The following is a 16,862-nucleotide window of genomic DNA, read 5'->3' as shown; positions in this document are numbered from 1 at the left end:
ATCTGGCGAAACAGAGCTTCGCCGCCCACAGAATTGGATGAAACGCGTGGCGAACGCACTGACAATCCGCACTCTGCGTGCCGAGGACAAAAGCCAATGGGCCGACATGTGGCGGGACTATCTGGCATTTTATGAAACCGCCCTGCCCGATGAAGTATACGAAACAACCTTTTCCAGACTGCTGGGCGACGACCCGCAGGATTTTTCCTGTTTCGTTGCCGAGCAGAATGGCGCCCTGGTCGGACTGACACATTATCTGTTTCATCGCCACGCTTGGAAGGTGGAAAAGGTCTGCTACCTGCAAGACCTGTTCGCGCGCGCCGAGGCGCGGGGGGCAGGCGTTGGCCGGGCCTTGATCCAGGCGGTCTATGATGAGGCAGATCGTCAGGGCGCGCCGTCGGTCTATTGGCTGACCCAGGAGTTCAACCATACCGCGCGGAAACTGTATGATCGCATCGGCACACTGACACCGTTCATCAAGTACGCCCGCTCATGAAGCGATTGAGTGCCCTTTTTCTGGCACTGGTTGTTGCCGGCTGCGCGACGGTTGAAACGATCGAGCTGCCCGATCAGGTCGCGCCCATCGAAGCAAGCCTGCCGCCTGCCAAGTCTTTTTCAACGGCACGTCCTTCGCCGCCTGCTCGGTCCAACAAAAACATCGCCTCTGACTTCCTGTCCCTGCATTTCGAACTGGAAAGCGGCGCCGCCCTGCCCGTTTTCACGCGTTTCGAAACGCCGGTCACTGTCCGTCTGAGCGGATCACCGACCGCAAGCATGCAGCAGGATCTGACCCGGTTGCTCAACCGCCTGAGGCGCGAGGCCGGGATCAACATCCGACAGATCGACGAAGGGCAGGCCAATATCACCATCGAAGCCGTCAGCCAGAAAGACATTCTGCGCATTCTGCCCAATGCGGCCTGTTTCGTCGTCCCCAACTCCTCCAGCCTTGAAGAATATCGCCGTGACCGCCGAAAGATCAAAAGCAGCTGGACTGAACTGCGCAAACGCGAACGGCTTGGGATTTTCATCCCATACGACGTCAGTCCGCAGGAAATACGTGATTGCCTGCATGAAGAACTGGCCCAAGCGCTTGGTCCGCTGAACGATCTGTATCACCTGCCGGATTCGGTGTTCAACGACGACAATATCCATACGGTTCTGACCGGGTTCGACATGTTGATCCTGCGAGCTGCCTATGCGCCGGAACTGCGCACCGGCATGACCCGCGATCAGGTTGCCGCGGTCATCCCGGGGGTTCTCAGCCGGATGAACCCGCGCGGGGACAGGGTGCCCGTTCAACCCTTTACGGATACGCCGCGCGAATGGATTGACGCGATTCAGAAATCACTGGGACCGGGGGCGGGGTCGCCCAGACAGCTGCGCGCTGCCCGAAAGGCGGCACGGATCGGTCAGCAGCAGGGATGGACGGATCACCGCCGCGCCTATCCCCATTACCTGATAGGCCGGATGGAACAATTCCGGGACCCCAACGAAGCCCAACGCCAGTTTCAGATTGCGCAGCAATTTCTGAAGGCCACGCCCGGCACAGAGGTGCATCAGGCCTATGTCACCACGCAAACCGCGGCATTTGCGCTGGCACAGGAAAAGGGACCCAGTGTGCTGCCCGAGCTGAACAGGGCCATCGATGTCATGACACGGGCTGAAAACGCGTCTTTGCTGGCCACGTTGTTGTTGCTGAAATCAGAAGCGCTGAAGCAGGCGGGGCAGATACAGCAGGCACGTGCCGTCAGGCTGGACAGCCTGGGATGGGCGCGGTACGGGTTTGGCTCGGATCTGGTGGCCCAGTCGTTGTCGCGGGGCAATGGCCGAAGAAACACGGATGGCACGAAAGACGGATGACGCACATATGTTGGTAGTTCTGGGAATGGCGGCACTGGGTGCGACCTTGGGCGCACTGGCCGCGAAAAAGCGCAGCGGCAATCGGGCCGACATGGCGCAATATGCCGCCGGATACGGCATTGCCTTTGCGCTGGTGGGTCTGGTGATCTCGTTGATTCTGGTGCGTTTGGTGGCCTGACACGATGTTCCTGCCCTTTTTCGAAAACCTTCGCAAAGCTGGCATCCCGGTATCGCTGCGGGAGTATCTGACTTTTCTGGAAGGCATGAAAAAGGGTCTGGCCACCTATGATGTAGAGGCGTTCTACTATCTCGCGCGCGTGTCGATGGTGAAGGACGAACGCAACATCGACAAGTTCGACCGCGCCTTTGCCGCCAGTTTCGAAGGACTGAACGAGATCAGCTTCGATCAGGTTCTGGAAGCCGTTGACATCCCTGGCGACTGGCTGGCCAAAATGGCCGAAAAGCACCTGTCGGATGAAGAAAAAGCCGAGATCGAGGCGCTTGGCGGTTTCGACAAGCTGATGGACACGCTGCGCGAGCGTCTCAAGGAACAACAAGGCCGCCATCAGGGCGGCAACAAGTGGATCGGCACGGCCGGGACCTCTCCTTTCGGGGCCTATGGCTACAACCCCGAAGGCGTGCGCATCGGCCAAAAGGAAAGCCGCCACCAGCGCGCGGTCAAGGTTTGGGACAAGCGCGAATTCAGGAACCTGGACGACACGGTTGAACTGGGCACGCGCAACATCAAGGTTGCCCTGAAACGCCTGCGCCGCTGGGCGCGCGAAGGTGCTGCGGAAGAACTGGATCTGGACGGCACCATTCGCGCCACGGCCGAACACGGCTATCTGGACGTCAAGACCCGCCCCGAACGTCACAACGCGGTCAAGGTCCTGCTGTTCCTGGACGTTGGTGGATCAATGGACCCCCATATCAAAGTGGTGGAAGAGCTGTTTTCAGCCGCACGGTCCGAGTTCAAGCATCTGGAATACTATTATTTCCACAATTGCCTTTACGAAGGCGTCTGGCGTGACAATCGCCGCCGCTGGGACCAGCAGACGCCCACGCATGAAGTGTTGCGCACCTATGGGCCCGACTACAAATGCATCTTCGTCGGCGACGCCTCGATGAGCCCATATGAGATCGCCTATCCCGGCGGCGCCAACGAGCATTGGAACGCCGAGGCTGGGCAAGTCTGGCTGCAACGCGCGCGGGATCAATGGGCGTCGAACCTGTGGATCAATCCCGTGCCCGAGAAATATTGGGAATACACCCATTCCATCGGCATGATTCAGGAAATCTTCGAAGGCCACATGGTGCCGATGACCCTGGCAGGGCTGGAACAGGGAATGAAAGCGCTGACCCGTTGAGGTCAGCGCCAGAGTTTACCCGGCAATCACCTGAATCCCAAGAAACAGGATCGCTGCCAGCATTGCTGCTGCGGGAACAGTGATAACCCACGCGGCAACGATGGTCAGGAAATGCGACCGGCGAACCAGCTTGCGGCGGCGGCGTTCTTCCGGCGCGACGCGGGGGCGTTCAGGAAAGGCCAGCCTTGCGCGTTTCAGCCTCCGCTCGGCATCCCATTCCCGGAAGAACCCGACCCCGAATACAGCGCCAACCGCGATATGGGTGGAACTGACAGGCAGGCCCAGCCAGCTTGCAACGATCACTGTGATCGCGGCCGACAGGGCGACGCAATAGGCCCGCATCGGGTTGAGCTTGGTGATCTGGCTGCCGACCATGCGGATCAGTTTCGGACCAAACAGGAACAGGCCGAACGATATCCCGAACGCACCGATGACCATGACCCAATGGGGGATGCTGACGGCATGCGTGAAATCGCCCGAGGCAGAAGCCTGCACAATCGCGGCCAACGGCCCCACCGCGTTGGCAACGTCATTTGCGCCATGCGCAAAGCTCAGCAGCGCCGCAGAGACGATCAGTGGAATTCCAAACAGAATCTTCAGCGATTTGTTGCGGTTCTCAAGCCCTTCGGACTGGCGGCGGATCACCGGGATCATCACTGCCCAGATCAGCCCTCCACACGCCGCACCGATCAGCAACGCCGTCCCGAGATCAATCTTGATGATCTTCTTGAGGCCCTTGAGTGCCAGGTAAGATGCAAAGGCGCCCGCCATGATCCCGACCAGCATCGGCACCCATTTGCGGGCCGCGGCGATCTTGTCTTCCTGATAGATGATCCTGGCCTTGATGAACCACAGGAAACCGGCTGCGACCAGGCCTCCCAGAAGCGGCGAGATCACCCAGCTGGCGGCGATTTTGCTCATGGTACCCCAGCTTACGGCGCCGAATCCAGCCGCGGCGATCCCTGCCCCCATGACGCCGCCCACGACCGAATGCGTGGTGGAAACCGGCGCACCGACCCATGTGGCCAGATTGACCCACAGCGCCGAGGACAGCAGCGCCGCCATCATCGCCCATATGAAGACGTTGGCCGTTCCCATGCTTTCCGGCGCAATAATTCCCTTGGCGATGGTCGACACGACATCGCCCCCGGCAATAAGCGCCCCGGCGCTTTCAAAAATGGCGGCAATGGCGATGGCACCGCCCATGGTCAGCGCATTCGCCCCGACCGCTGGGGCCATGTTGTTGGCAACGTCGTTGGCCCCGATATTCAGCGCCATATAGGCCCCGAACATCGCCGCGATCACGACGACAAGCGCGTTGTTGCCCTGCCCGAACAAAAAAGCGGCCACAAGGCCTGCGACGACAATGAATGCCAGGGCAATCCCTGAGCCCACAAAGGGCCGTCCAGCCTGTGCGGTCGCCATTTCGAGGCGTGAAAAGCGCCGCAAATCCCGGTCGAGTGTTTCCAGGTGACGCGCTTCATAGTTCTTGTCGGTCATGGGTCCCCCATCGATAGCGCCCCGTCGGTTAAGTGGGATCGTTGAAATAATCAACAGCTCATGTCGCAAGATCACAACTTATCGAAGGTTGTGCCTGTTTCGGCGCACGAGGAGGGTTGTGCTGATTTCGACGCACGAACATGCGGGTCCCGACGAACATCCCGCAGGTGTGACTTGCGCAATGCCCTTGTTCGGACCATATCTTTGACATGCTTCGATTGACCCCGATCCTGCTGGCAATTGGCTACGCCATCGTGATGTACCGCATTTCGGTCTGGCGCACCCATCGTGAGCTGGACGCAAAATCGACCGAATTGGCCGACCCGGTGCTGAAACGGATGACGGATCGGCTGGCCGCGGCTTTGGAAATCGATCGGGTCCCCGTCTATATCTACGAGATCGACCCGGTGAACGGGCTGGCTGCTCCGGACGGTCGGATTTTCATCACGCGCGGGTTTTACCGAAAATTCCGCAACGGAGAGGTTTCGGCCGAGGAGATGGCCAGCGTGATCGCACATGAGTTGGGGCATGTTGCCTTGGGTCATGCAAAGCGACGGATGATTGATTTTTCAGGTCAAAACGCAATGCGGACGGCGCTGATCATGGTGCTGAACCGGTTTATTCCGTTCATCGGAGCGATGATTGCGAATGCCTTGACGTCATTGCTGGCCTCGCGCCTGTCACGACAGGATGAGTATGAGGCGGACGAATATGCCGCCGCCTTGCTGACCAAGGCCGGAATCGGGATCGGGCCGCAGAAATCCTTGTTTCACAAGCTGGAAGACTTGACGCAACAACGGGCGGGCGTTGCCCCGGCATGGTTGATGAGCCACCCGAAAACGGGTGAGCGCATTGCGGCATTGGAGGCCCTTGAGCAGCGTTGGGCGCGTGGCTGAGGGTGCGCAGCGAGAGGCCAGCCTCTCGCGCTCTCCGGGATATTTTTAGCCAGATGAAGGGGGGGCCGTCTATTGGGTGAGCGCCTTGCCAAGGCGTGGAAGGCGGGCCTTTTTCATCAGCGCGCGCAAGGTCCATTGGTGGCCGGAGAGGCGGATGGCTTCACTCAGAACGCGATCGGCGGTGGTCGCCAGGCCGTCAGGGTCCGATAGCCAGAGACTATGCAGCAAGCCGTCGGGATCTCGGCGGTCGAGCCCCTCCTCTGCCAGAATATTTCTGGGGAAATCCTTGGCGTTGACGGTGACGATGACGTCAGCCGAGGCCGTGATGGCCGTCGCCAGGACGTGGATATCGGCTGCGTCGGGCAGCCAGAGGCGCTGCTCCAACCCCGGGACCGGCGCGCGTTCGGCCTGCGGCCACTGCGCCTGCGCCAAGGCAATTTCGGCGCGGGCTTGCGCCTCGCCCGTCGGGCCCAGCTTGCGCGCGGCGCGGGCCCATTCTTCGAGGATGCGGGCAGACCAGATCGGAGTGAAATGGCCAAGGCGGGCCGCGCCCAGCAGCATCTCGCGCATCACCGTGGGATAGATGACGCAGGTGTCGAGAACGGCCTTCACAGGCGGTAGAACACTGCTTTGAGGTAGCCGCTTTCCGCCAGTTGCGGCAGTTGCGGATGATCCGGACCCGCAAACCCGGTGTGGATCAGTTGCGCCTGACGCCCGGCGCGCCCGATCCCACGGGAGGACGCATCGCGGAACCGGCTCAGGTCAGCCGCGTGCGAACATGAACACAGCCCCAGATAACCACCGGGTTTGACCAGAGGCGCCGCCAGTCGTGCGATACGTTCATAGGCGCGCAGCCCCGCATCCAGCGCTTGTCTGGACGGTGCAAACGCGGGCGGATCGCAGATCACCACGTCAAATCGCGCGCCTTCTTCGCCCAATTGAGTCAGAACCTCGAACGCGTCGCCCTGTCGGGTCTGGAACTTTTCAGCAAGGCCCGACGCCTCGGCCCCTTGTTTCGCGAGGTCGAGCGCGGCGGCTGAGCCATCGACGGACAATGCCTGCCCCGCTCCACCTGCAAGCATCGCCAGACCGAAGCCGCCCACATGGCTGAACACGTCCAGCACCTGCGCATCGGGATGAACCAGGCGCGCGGCAAAGGCGTGGTTGGGGCGCTGGTCGTAAAACAGCCCGGTCTTCTGACCGCCTGTCAGATCCGCCATGTAGGTGGCGCCATTCATCGGCACAGGCAGGGGCGCATCGGGCGCGGATCCGCGCAATACCTGGTTGACGTCGTCCAACCCCTCCAGCCCGCGTGTACGGCCCGAGGCGTTCTTCAGCACCGTGGTCACGCCAGTGACTTTGACCAGAGCTTGGGTCAGCACATCCAGATGCGCCTCGGCCCAGGCCGCGTTCGGCTGAATGACGCAGGCCTCGCCAAAGCGGTCGATGATGACGCCGGGCAAGCCGTCCGCTTCGGCATGGATCAGGCGATAATACGGGGCGTCAAACAGGCTTTCCCGCAGATCGAGGGCGCGCTGCAAACGGTTCTCGAACCATGTCGCGTCAAGCTGCGCGTCGATGTCACGGTCCAGCACCCGGCACATGATCTTGGACGCGGGGTTGACCGCGACCAGCGCGACGGGCGCCCGTTTGTCATCTTCAAGCACTGCCAGAGCGCCCGCGGGGATTTTTCTGGTACGGCGGTCCGAGACGATGTCATTGGCGTAGACCCAGGGGAAGCCATGGCGCAGGCCGCGCGCATTGGCTTTGGGTTTCAGGCGGATGCGGGGACGGTCGGCAGATTGGGTCATGGCGCCCTCATAGTCCTGAACGCGCCGGTGGGAAAGCCCTAGCGGTTACGGGATCGCCAACCGCCGCGGCGTTTTGGGGCCTTTGCCGTCTGAAGGCCTTCCGTCAGAACCTGTGTCATCGGATGATCGGGGTTCTGCTCGGCATAGCCCGCGTGCAGCTCGGCCAGCGCCGTGTTCTGGTCGCGATCCGCAGGAAGGCTCAGCGCCCAGTCCAAAAAGATGCTGCGGCACTCTGGCAGGGTGATGCCGTCGATTCGATAGGCTTCGCGGATCAGACCTTTGTGGTCGTTGGGATCACTGCTGCGCGCCATCTTCTTCCCCCTTGATCACGCCGCCGATCAGATCGGCCGCGGTCGTGTAACATTCCTGCAATGCCGCCTGCAACGCCTCGACCTGTTCGAACCCGGTGGCGCGGCACAAAAATGCCGTACCGCCTTCGCCGATCTTGTCGGCTTCGATTGTCTTGCCCGACAGCAACCGCGCGGCGCATTGCACCGACCAGAATAGGTCATAGCAGTCTTTCAGAGATTGCGCCTGCGCGACATCCAGCAACCCGGCTGCGACGGCACCATCCAGACCCGACGCGACATCGCGCTGCGCGGACCCTGCCAGCAAAGCACCGGTTTCGGCCATCAATTCGATATCCATCAGCCGGCCGGGGCCGTTCTTGGCGTCCCAGATGCCGGCGGGTGCCTTGGCCGCGGCCAGACGTGACCGCATCTCGGCCACTTCGCGCAGAACCTTCCCCTGCTCTCGCGGGTGCGACAGAAACTCGGTGCGGAAGGCTTCGATTTCCTCGGCCAGTCCGGCGTCCCCGGCAACAACATGCGCGCGGGTCAGAGCCAGATGCTCCCACACCCAGGCTTCGTTCCGCTGGTAATTGACAAAGCTGGCCCAACTGGTCGCAACCGGCCCCTGATTGCCCGAGGGACGCAACCGCATATCGACCTCATACAAACGCCCTTGCGACATCGGCGCGGACAATGCCGTGATCAGGGCCTGCGTGAACCGCGCATAATACGTGCGCGTGGCCAGAGGGCGCGGACCGTCGGACATGTCCTGATCCAGAGGATCGTAGATGACGATCATGTCCAGATCGGATTGCGAGTTGATCCGGCCAGCCCCCAGCGACCCCATCCCAAGCACGGCAGCGCCGCGCCCCGGTGCAGGGCCGTGTTTGCGGGCAAAATTCTCGGTGACATGCGGCAGGATGGCCGCGATGACCGACTGCGCAAGCTCGGCATATTGCCGACCTGCCTTCTTGCCGTCGATCAGGCCGCGCAGGTGATGCACGCCGACCCGGAAATGCCATTCCTTGCACCAGCGCCGGGCAAGATCAAGCTGGGTTTCATAATCCGTTTCTTCCGACAAAGCCTGCGTCAATTCCGCTTGCAACGCCTCTTGCCCGGGCCAATCCGCAAAGAAACTGCCCCCGATCACCGCATCGAACACCGACGCGTTGCGGGACAGGTGCGAAGCCAGAGCATGCGAGGTTCCGACGATATCGATCAACAAGTCGATCAGTTGCGGATTCGCCTCGAACAGCGAAAACAGCTGCACCCCGGCGGGCAGGCCCGCCAGGAACCCGTCCAAGGCCATCAATGCTTCGTCGGGTTTCGCGGTTTTGGCCAGACGTGACAGCAACTCGGGGCGCAGACGTTCGAAAATCCGCGCGCCGCGCTGGGACCTGAGGGCCGGATATGTCGTCCATCGGGCCAGAACGTTCTTGTCGAACTCCACATCCTGTACATGGGCGGGCGCCGCACCCGGCCCGGGGGCAAAGAACCCTTCGGTCAGCTCATGCACTTCGGTCAGGCGGTTTTTCAGGTCCTGCGTCAACTCGGCACTGCTGATCCCCATCAGGCAGGCGACGCGTTCGATCCCGTCGGGTGAGTTCGGCACCTTGTGGGTCTGCGCATCATGAATCATCTGGATGCGATGTTCGACTTCGCGGTGCGCGCGGTAATGATCGGTCAGCTTGTCCGCCACATCCTGTGGCACCCAGCCTTTTGCCGCCAGCGCCGCCAACCCGGGAACCGTGCCTCGCACCCGCAGGTCAGCGTCCCGCCCGCCCGCGATCAACTGGCGGGTTTGCGTGAAGAACTCGATCTCGCGGATACCGCCCTGCCCCAGTTTCATGTCGTGACCCGGGATCGACAAGGATCCGCCCGTCCCTTTGTTTTCCCGGATGCGCAGGCGCATGTCATGGGCGTCCTGAATGGCGGCAAAGTCCAGATGGCGGCGCCAGACAAAGGGGCGCAAGCCGTCAAGGAAACGCTGCCCCGCATCCAGATCCCCGGCGCAGGGCCGCGCCTTGATGTAAGCCGCGCGCTCCCACGTACGACCGAGGCTTTCGTAATACCGCTCGGCGGCCTCCATCGCCATGCAAACAGGTGTCACGGCCGGATCGGGGCGCAGCCTCAGATCCGTTCGGAACACATAGCCATCCGCCGTCTTCTCGCTCAACGTCGCACAGAAGTTGCGCGTGGCCCGAACCATGCCCTGCCGGGCCTCGTAAAAGTCATCGGGGTCAAAGCGCGTTTCATCGAACAGGACGATCAGATCGATATCCGAGCTGTAGTTCAGCTCATGCGCGCCCATCTTTCCCATCGCCAGTATGACCAGGCCGGCTGCGGTTTCGACATCATCCTCGGTCATGCCCGGCAGCTTCTTGCGCCGGATCAGCGTCGCGATCTCGGCCTTGGCGGCAACATCCGCGGCCAGCGCACCGAAATCGGTCAGGGCCGCCGTGACCTTCTCCAATGGCCACGTACCTGCAATATCGGCCAACGCCGTAAGCAGAGCCATACGCCGCTTGGCCTGCCGCAATCCGGGTTTCAACTGATCCGGCGGCAGATCACGCGCAGCAGTCATGACGTCAGCCAATGCCTGATCCGGGTTCATCAGGGCCTCGGGCAGCCAGTCCTTCTCTTGTTCGATCAGACTTTTCAGATAGGGGCTGGAACCGGCGGTGCCCGCCACCAAATCCGCCATCTCGGCCGGCAAATCAGGCATCAGGGCCCGCGCTTCGGACCCCAGGGATGGATCGAAAGCGCGCGGAAGTCTTGAAATGGCTAAAACGTCTGTCATGGGCGCAAACTGCGCATCGCGGCGCGTGATCGTCAATGGGGCATTCTGATCAGGTGTTCTGAACCGGCGTGTCCTGACTGAAACTGTTGACCCAAACGTCGTTTCTGCGTTCCCACAATGACGAAATCAGCATCGCCTCGCGCGTTGTCGCACCCGGGCGCAGGTAATCGGCCTTGTAGGACAACAGGACGATATCCGGTGTCAGAACACGCAATCTCTCGTTGCTCAATTCAAACTCGGCCATCGTCGGTGCGTCTGCGAATTGACCGACATGATCGTCACGATTGGCAAATCCCGTCGGATAGACCCCAAGAAAATCCGCACTCAGCAACGCCCGGTCCGCGCTAGCGTTGCCGTCGACCAGCGCCATCCAGACCTGCTTTTCCAAATTCAGAATCTCACTCAGCGCAGGTGCCGTTTTGTGTTCCGTCATATCCATTTCCGCAACCTGCGGCTGATGACGTTCATCGTCAACCGAATTGCTAAATGTAAATCTTTTTTACATTGACCCCTTGCAACCCCCGCCCACGACCCCATCTAATCAATGTGAAAAGAGTTTACATCAACCCTGGAGAGCTCAAATGACCGCATTGTCCGACCCCGCCGTCCCCGCGAATCCGGGATGGCTTTACCGAATCGAGGCCTGGCTGGATGACAAAGGCAAAGGGGCCTGGATCGCTGCCATGGTCCTTGGTTTCATCTTTTTCTGGCCGGTTGGCCTGGCCCTTCTGGCTTACATGATCTGGAGCAAACGCATGTTCAGCAAATCCTGCAGCCGCCGCAAATCCTGGCACAGCCACATGAGCGCGATGAAACCATCCGGCAACAGCGCATTTGACGCCTACAAGGCAGATACACTGGCCCGCCTTGAACGCGAACAGCAGGACTTTGAGGCGTTCCTGCGCCGCCTGCGCGATGCCAAGGACAAGGCCGAATTCGACGAGTTCATGGACGAACGCGCTCGCGAGAACCATGAAGACGACGGAAATGGCAAGCCCGCCTAATTGACCTTGCCCTGTCCCGGCATTCCGGGACAGGGTACCCTGACCCATTTTTTCGGACCTGACGAATGAACCACCTGCCTGACCCGGATACCCAACCAGAATTCTACAACTCAGTGACAAGCAAACGCTTTGTCGCGTGGTTGTTTGATATCGCCTTCATCTCGCTGCTCTGCACGGTGGCGATCCTGTTGAGCGCAGGCCTCGGTCTGTTTTTTCTGGCAGTGATCTATGCCGTGATCAGCTTTGTCTATCGCGTAGTAACCATCACGAACGGCTCGGCCACTCTGGGCATGCGGTTCATGGGAATCGAATTGCGCGACGCATTCGGAGAACGAATGGATATGGGCAAGGCCATCGCCCACACTGCCGGCTATTTCGTCAGCATGGCGTTTGCAGTGATCCAGATCATCTCGGTGATCATGATGTTGACCAGCGCCCGCGGCCAGGGTCTGACCGACAGTTTTCTGGGCACGGTCATGATCAATCGACGGGCTTGACACGCGGTTGCGCGAAACACTTGGCGGCCTCGGGAACGGTTGCTATCATCCCTCCCGAGGCTATCTGGAAACTTCATGCGACACACGCTGCCAATTGCGCCACAATTCTATGTCACGGCCCCGCAACCCTGCCCCTATCTCGATGGCAGGATGGAGCGTAAGCTGTTCACCGCGCTCCAGGGCGAAGGTGCGGAACAGTTGAACAATTCCCTGTCGCAGCAGGGGTTTCGCCGGTCGCAGAATGTACTCTACCGCCCTTCCTGCACAGATTGCGCGGCCTGCCTGTCCGCCCGGATCGACGTCTCGGCTTTCCGCCCGACAAAAAGCCAGAAACGCGCGGTGAAACGCAACGGATATCTGCAACGCCGCGCCACATCGCCCTGGGCCACGGACGAGCAGTATGAGCTGTTCCGCCGCTATCTTGACACCCGGCACGCCGATGGCGGCATGGCCGACATGGACGTGTTCGAATTTGCGGCAATGATCGAGGAAACCCCGATTCGAAGCCGGGTGGTGGAATATGCAGATCCTGAGACCGGCGACCTGATCGCTGTCAGCCTGACCGATGTGCTCGATGATGGGCTGAGCATGGTCTACTCTTTCTACGATCCGAACCAGCCTCAGAATTCTCTGGGCACCTATATGATCCTGGACCACATCGAGATCGCGCGCGAAGCCGGCCTGCCCTTTATCTACCTGGGCTATTGGGTCCCCGGCAGCCCCAAGATGGGCTACAAGGCAAAATTCTCTGGGCTTGAGGCCTATGTTCAGGGCGAATGGCAAAAGATCAAAGATCCGGATACCTTCTGCTCTTCCTCACGGCACCCCCTGTCCACCGCGCCGATCGCCGAGCAAGTGGCCAATATCCAGCTTCCCGACCGCCACCCCACCAAGGGCTGACCATCCGATGAAACAGAACCTGCACGCCGTCACCCTAGTGGTGCCGGATTACGATGACGCACTTGCGTTTTACACGGAAAGACTTGGCTTCCAGCTTTTGAAGGACATCGATCTCGGGGGCGGAAAACGCTGGGTCCTGATCATACCGCCGGGTTCTGACGGCGGCGGCCTTCTTCTGGCCAAAGCCGACGGGCCTGAACAACGCGCCGCCATCGGCAACCAGACCGGCGGCCGTGTGGGCTTTTTCCTTCAAACCGATGATTTCCAACGCGACTACACACAGATGCGTGCCAACGGGGTCCATTTCGAAGAAACTCCCCGCTTCGAATCCTATGGCACAGTCGCCGTCTGGCGCGATCCTTTTGGCAACCGCTGGGATCTGATCCAATTCACCTGATCCGCTTCTTCATCTGGCCGAAAATATCCCGGGGATGAATTGGCCGCAGGGCAAGAAGGGGCTGGCCCCTTCCCTGCAACAAACAAGAAAAAGGGGGCCCACAGGCCCCCTTTTGCATTTTGATGATCCGGATCAGTTCGGGATCAGGTCCGGTACGATCGTGACAATCGCCGGGAAGAACCACAGAATTGCGATCCCTACCACCTGGATCAGAACAAACGGAATGATCCCGCGATAGATATGACCCGTCGTCACTTCCTTCGGCGCAACCCCTCGCAAGTAGAACAACGCGAACCCGAACGGCGGTGTCAGGAAGGATGTTTGCAGGTTCACCGCCACCATGATCGTCACCCATTTCGGGTCGAACGACCCGCCATAGATCACCGGCCCCACAATGGGGATCACGATGTAGATGATCTCGAGGAAATCCAGCACGAAGCCCAGAATGAACAACACCAGCATCACGATCAGGAAGACCGTGAACTCGTTGTCAAAACTCTTCAGGAATTGCTGGATATAGTGCTCCCCTCCGAACGAGATCACCACCAGGTTCAGCAATTGGGATCCGATCAGGATGGTAAACACCATCGAGGTCACCTTGGCCGTCTCGCGCACCACCGGGGTCAGAACTCCGCTTGAATACAGCACCCAGCACCCGAACAGCAGCCCGAACAATGCATACAGATAGGCTGCATACGCGATGATGAAGGCGATCCAGGTCTCCAACGTCACATTGCCCTGATTGACCCGCAGGTCAAAGTTGACCCCCATCAGCAAGGCGATGATCACGGCAAAGGTCGACCAGATGATCACCTTGCCCGATCGCCCCTGATCCTGCAGCTTACGATAGGCCGCCAGCATGATCGCGCCACCCGCCCCAAGCGCAGCTGCCGGTGTCGGGTTGGTCACACCACCCAGGATCGACCCCAGAACCGCGATGATCAGAACCAGTGGCGGGAAGACCACGCGGATCAGGTCATTGGTCGCACATCGCGCTGCGGCTTCCTTGCAACCATACATGGCCAGCGCAAATGGCAACGCGAGCAACAGGAACGTCGCCCCTGAAGTTGTTGTGGGCGAAATCAGCAAAATATCGACCAACACCATAAGCAGCAGACCAATCGCACCAACGATAAGCGGCTGCGGCGCACGAGAGGGGGCGATGCCACGACCCAGAACCAGAGTAAGGCCCAACAGCACGACCGTGATCGCGACACCCGTGCCAATTGGTGCGGCTGATGCAATCATTTCCTGTTGTGCGGCGGCCAGTTCTTCTTCGGTCAGGCGCTGAGACTCAGCTGCACCGCCAGCGGCGTCGATGGCTTCTTGCTCGGCGACGGCCTGATCCCAGGCGGCCTGACCATGCAGATCGATCATCGATACCTTGCATTCTTCCGACACGTTGGTACGCAACGATGCGCCCTGTCCGATGTCCGAGAAAGCCGAGACCGAAATGTTCTGGCTGCCGATCAGGCCGACATTGCCCAGCAACACGGTGCCGACGATCAGCGCAACCGGTGCGCCCAGCAGCCAAGTCAAACCTTCGGACCGGGTGATCGGCTCACCCGACCCGCCTGACAGCGCCACGGCAGGTGCCTTATGGGGATTCAGCAATGCATAACCAAAGGCATACAACGCATAAAGCAGAGCCAGAAGGATCCCCGGCAAAAGAGCCGCCTGGAACAAGGTTCCGACCGAGACAACCGCCGGCTCTCCCAAATAGGTCAGCGCATCGGTACATCCCGCCTCAACGGCCCGCGTCTCCTGCGCTGTCGAGTACAAATCGCCCGCCAATGTGCCAAGCAGAACGATCACGATCGAGGGCGGAATAATCTGCCCCAGCGTACCCGAGGCCGCGATCACACCCGTTGCAAGCTCTGGCGAGTAGTTGTTCCGCAACATGGTTGGCAGCGCCAGCAGGCCCATGGTCACCACGGTCGCGCCGACAATGCCGGTAGAGGCCGCAAGAAATGCCCCCACAACCACGATGGACACGGCCAGACCACCCGGCAGTGGACCAAACACGCGCGCCATCGTCGTCAACAGGTCGTTCGCGATTTTTGAACGCTCCAGTGTGATGCCCATCAGAACGAACATCAGCACGGCCAGCAATGTTTCGATGGACTGACCGGCCAGAACACGTTCGTTCATGCGATTGACGATGAACGACACGTTGCGGTCCAGCGCGGTTTCCCAACCTTGCACAAAAACCGGCTCGGCGATCCTCGGTAACTCAGGGTATCGGAACACGGAAATCACATCCGCTTTGACCCCGGAATTCACTAGATCCCGATAGGCTTGCGAGCCCGTGTCGATTGCCTGGTGGACCAACAGCCCGGCGCTGTCCAGTGCGGCAATGATCCCGAAGGAAATCACCCCGGCGCCACCGATGGCAAAGGCCACCGGGAAGCCGGAAAGGATGCCCCCGAAGAGGCAGAAGAATACGATAATGAGGCCTATCTCGACGCCATCAAGTCCGAATAGCATTGTCTTGGTCTCCGTCCTTAATGCGCGCCTTCATAGGCTTCTTCGCCCTCACCAAGGCTGTCCTTGTCGAGGTATTTTCCAGTGCTTTCCGGCCCTTCCACATACTCAAGATACGAGCGGTACAGGAATGCGATTGCGTGCAAGAACACCATCGCGGCAAAAGCCACCAGCAAGATCTTGAACAGGAAGTATCCATTGAACCCGTTGGGACTGAACCCGATGGTTTCCACGTTCCAGCGCAGGGCGCGGGACTTGGCCACCAGCCGGTCCAGCGTGTCACTGGCCGAAGGCTTCGGCACGATCAGATGCCGCCACATGAAGTACCAGCCATACATCCAGGTCAGCACCGCCATGGGCATCATGAACAAAACCGCACCGCACATATCAACCACCCGTTTGGCACGGTGGCTGATGCCGGCATAGATGAGGTCAACGCGCACATGCCCACCCTGCACGAATGTGTAGGTACAGCACAGGCACACGACCATCGCATTATACAGCTTCAGTTCTTCCGCGAACCAGCTGATATCCATCTGGAACGGGATACCCAAACCAAAGGACATATCGGGTCTGGTAAAGACCCGCTGCATGAAAACGATCACGATCTGCTGGATCACCATCAAAAGACCCGCCCAGGCAAAGAAGCGCCCGGTGGTATTGGCGAACCCCTCAAGGCCCCGCACGATGGCCCACATGAAGTTCCGGTAGTACAGCCCGATGGCCGTCAGAACCAGAAAGAACGTGAACACCACAAAGAAGAACTCGACCGAACCACCGTAATAGACAAAGCGCATGATCGACGCCTTGTCGGACCAGTCCAGCCAGAGTTGCGGATGCGTGATGGCGTATCCGAAATTATAGAAGGCTTCGGCAATGTTCTGAATGAACCAGACCAGTCCATTCCACAGGGCGCCGAAGAACGAGATACCGTTTTCGTCCTGCATGTTGTCCCCAGGTCGTCTCAGTTGTGCATGGGATTATTGTTGCTTGCCCAAACCCCTTAGCGCAACGGGAAAGGTTCCCCCGCGACGCGGGGGAACCGGTTTTTCTTGG

17 protein-coding genes are annotated in these 16,862 nt (G+C 60.0%); 9 read left to right on the top strand and 8 right to left on the bottom strand.

All coding sequences use genetic code 11. The features are described 5' to 3' along the window. Positions 1-106 precede the first annotated feature (106 nt). From GOW60_RS02780 to GOW60_RS02765, 4 genes are read left to right on the top strand one after another with little or no spacing between them, the layout of a single operon-like run. Entirely contained in the window at positions 107-496 is a 390-nt protein-coding gene (locus GOW60_RS02780; RefSeq protein ID WP_171228359.1) for a GNAT family N-acetyltransferase, read from the top strand. Beyond that, positions 493-1,860, top strand: coding sequence for a DUF2927 domain-containing protein (locus GOW60_RS02775; RefSeq protein WP_171228141.1), 1,368 nt, complete (start codon positions 493-495; stop codon positions 1,858-1,860). Before GOW60_RS02780 ends, GOW60_RS02775 begins: the two co-directional genes overlap by 4 nt. Next, a complete protein-coding gene (locus tag GOW60_RS02770; RefSeq protein ID WP_171114672.1) occupies positions 1,841-2,038 on the top strand; it encodes a hypothetical protein in 198 nt (65 codons plus the stop codon). Before GOW60_RS02775 ends, GOW60_RS02770 begins: the two co-directional genes overlap by 20 nt. 4 nt (positions 2,039-2,042) lie before the next feature. Continuing rightward, positions 2,043-3,227 (top strand): VWA domain-containing protein, encoded by a 1,185-nt coding sequence (locus GOW60_RS02765; RefSeq protein ID WP_171228140.1) that lies wholly within the window; start codon positions 2,043-2,045, stop codon positions 3,225-3,227. Between the two features lie 15 nt (positions 3,228-3,242). On the opposite strand, the gene GOW60_RS02760 is transcribed toward GOW60_RS02765, so the two are convergent. After that, entirely contained in the window at positions 3,243-4,727 is a 1,485-nt protein-coding gene (locus GOW60_RS02760; RefSeq protein ID WP_171228139.1) for an inorganic phosphate transporter, read from the bottom strand. 209 nt (positions 4,728-4,936) lie between these two features. Between GOW60_RS02760 and GOW60_RS02755 the strand changes: the two genes are divergently transcribed. Then, positions 4,937-5,623 carry a M48 family metallopeptidase gene (locus GOW60_RS02755; RefSeq protein ID WP_152458255.1) on the top strand — a complete coding sequence of 229 codons (687 nt, stop codon included), beginning with the start codon at positions 4,937-4,939 and terminating at the stop codon, positions 5,621-5,623. A gap of 69 nt (positions 5,624-5,692) precedes the next feature. Here the strand turns inward: GOW60_RS02755 and GOW60_RS02750 are convergent, their stop codons facing one another. Genes GOW60_RS02750 through GOW60_RS02730 form a run of 5 tightly spaced genes read right to left on the bottom strand, consistent with a single transcriptional unit; the run spans position 5,693 to position 10,957 of the window. Next, positions 5,693-6,235: an RSP_2648 family PIN domain-containing protein gene (locus tag GOW60_RS02750; protein ID WP_171228138.1), complete on the bottom strand. Its 543-nt coding sequence runs from the start codon at positions 6,233-6,235 to the stop codon at positions 5,693-5,695. After that, positions 6,232-7,434 (bottom strand): RSP_2647 family RNA methyltransferase, encoded by a 1,203-nt coding sequence (locus tag GOW60_RS02745; protein ID WP_171228137.1) that lies wholly within the window; start codon positions 7,432-7,434, stop codon positions 6,232-6,234. Before GOW60_RS02745 ends, GOW60_RS02750 begins: the two co-directional genes overlap by 4 nt. A 38-nt stretch (positions 7,435-7,472) precedes the next feature. After that, positions 7,473-7,745 carry a hypothetical protein gene (locus GOW60_RS02740; protein ID WP_152458258.1) on the bottom strand — a complete coding sequence of 91 codons (273 nt, stop codon included), beginning with the start codon at positions 7,743-7,745 and terminating at the stop codon, positions 7,473-7,475. Beyond that, positions 7,729-10,524: a bifunctional [glutamine synthetase] adenylyltransferase/[glutamine synthetase]-adenylyl-L-tyrosine phosphorylase gene (locus tag GOW60_RS02735; protein WP_171228136.1), complete on the bottom strand. Its 2,796-nt coding sequence runs from the start codon at positions 10,522-10,524 to the stop codon at positions 7,729-7,731. Before GOW60_RS02735 ends, GOW60_RS02740 begins: the two co-directional genes overlap by 17 nt. A gap of 49 nt (positions 10,525-10,573) precedes the next feature. Then, entirely contained in the window at positions 10,574-10,957 is a 384-nt protein-coding gene (locus tag GOW60_RS02730; protein WP_254443814.1) for a nuclear transport factor 2 family protein, read from the bottom strand. Positions 10,958-11,105: 148 nt separating this feature from the next. Between GOW60_RS02730 and GOW60_RS02725 the strand changes: the two genes are divergently transcribed. From GOW60_RS02725 to GOW60_RS02710, 4 genes are all read left to right on the top strand, one after another. Continuing rightward, positions 11,106-11,528 carry a DUF2852 domain-containing protein gene (locus GOW60_RS02725; RefSeq protein ID WP_171228134.1) on the top strand — a complete coding sequence of 141 codons (423 nt, stop codon included), beginning with the start codon at positions 11,106-11,108 and terminating at the stop codon, positions 11,526-11,528. 65 nt (positions 11,529-11,593) lie between these two features. Further along, positions 11,594-12,025: an RDD family protein gene (locus GOW60_RS02720; RefSeq protein WP_171115477.1), complete on the top strand. Its 432-nt coding sequence runs from the start codon at positions 11,594-11,596 to the stop codon at positions 12,023-12,025. Between the two features lie 75 nt (positions 12,026-12,100). Then, on the top strand, positions 12,101-12,925 hold the full coding sequence (locus tag GOW60_RS02715; RefSeq protein WP_171228133.1) for an arginyltransferase: 825 nt from the start codon (positions 12,101-12,103) through the stop codon (positions 12,923-12,925). A 7-nt stretch (positions 12,926-12,932) separates the two neighbouring features. Next, on the top strand, positions 12,933-13,322 hold the full coding sequence (locus GOW60_RS02710) for a VOC family protein (RefSeq protein WP_171228132.1): 390 nt from the start codon (positions 12,933-12,935) through the stop codon (positions 13,320-13,322). Positions 13,323-13,454: 132 nt separating this feature from the next. On the opposite strand, the gene GOW60_RS02705 is transcribed toward GOW60_RS02710, so the two are convergent. Both GOW60_RS02705 and GOW60_RS02700 read right to left on the bottom strand, forming a co-directional pair. Beyond that, positions 13,455-15,809: a TRAP transporter large permease subunit gene (locus tag GOW60_RS02705; RefSeq protein ID WP_171228131.1), complete on the bottom strand. Its 2,355-nt coding sequence runs from the start codon at positions 15,807-15,809 to the stop codon at positions 13,455-13,457. Positions 15,810-15,826: 17 nt separating this feature from the next. Beyond that, the gene (locus tag GOW60_RS02700; RefSeq protein ID WP_171228130.1) at positions 15,827-16,753 is read right to left on the bottom strand and encodes a TRAP transporter small permease subunit; all 927 of its coding nucleotides are present in this window, start codon (positions 16,751-16,753) and stop codon (positions 15,827-15,829) included. Between the last annotated feature and the right edge of the window lie 109 nt (positions 16,754-16,862).

Source organism: Ruegeria sp. HKCCA4008 (assembly GCF_013033125.1).
Classification (GTDB): Bacteria; Pseudomonadota; Alphaproteobacteria; order Rhodobacterales; family Rhodobacteraceae; genus Ruegeria.
The sequence above is the reverse complement of the archived record's forward strand: the minus strand, read 5'-3'. Positions and strand labels throughout refer to the sequence as shown.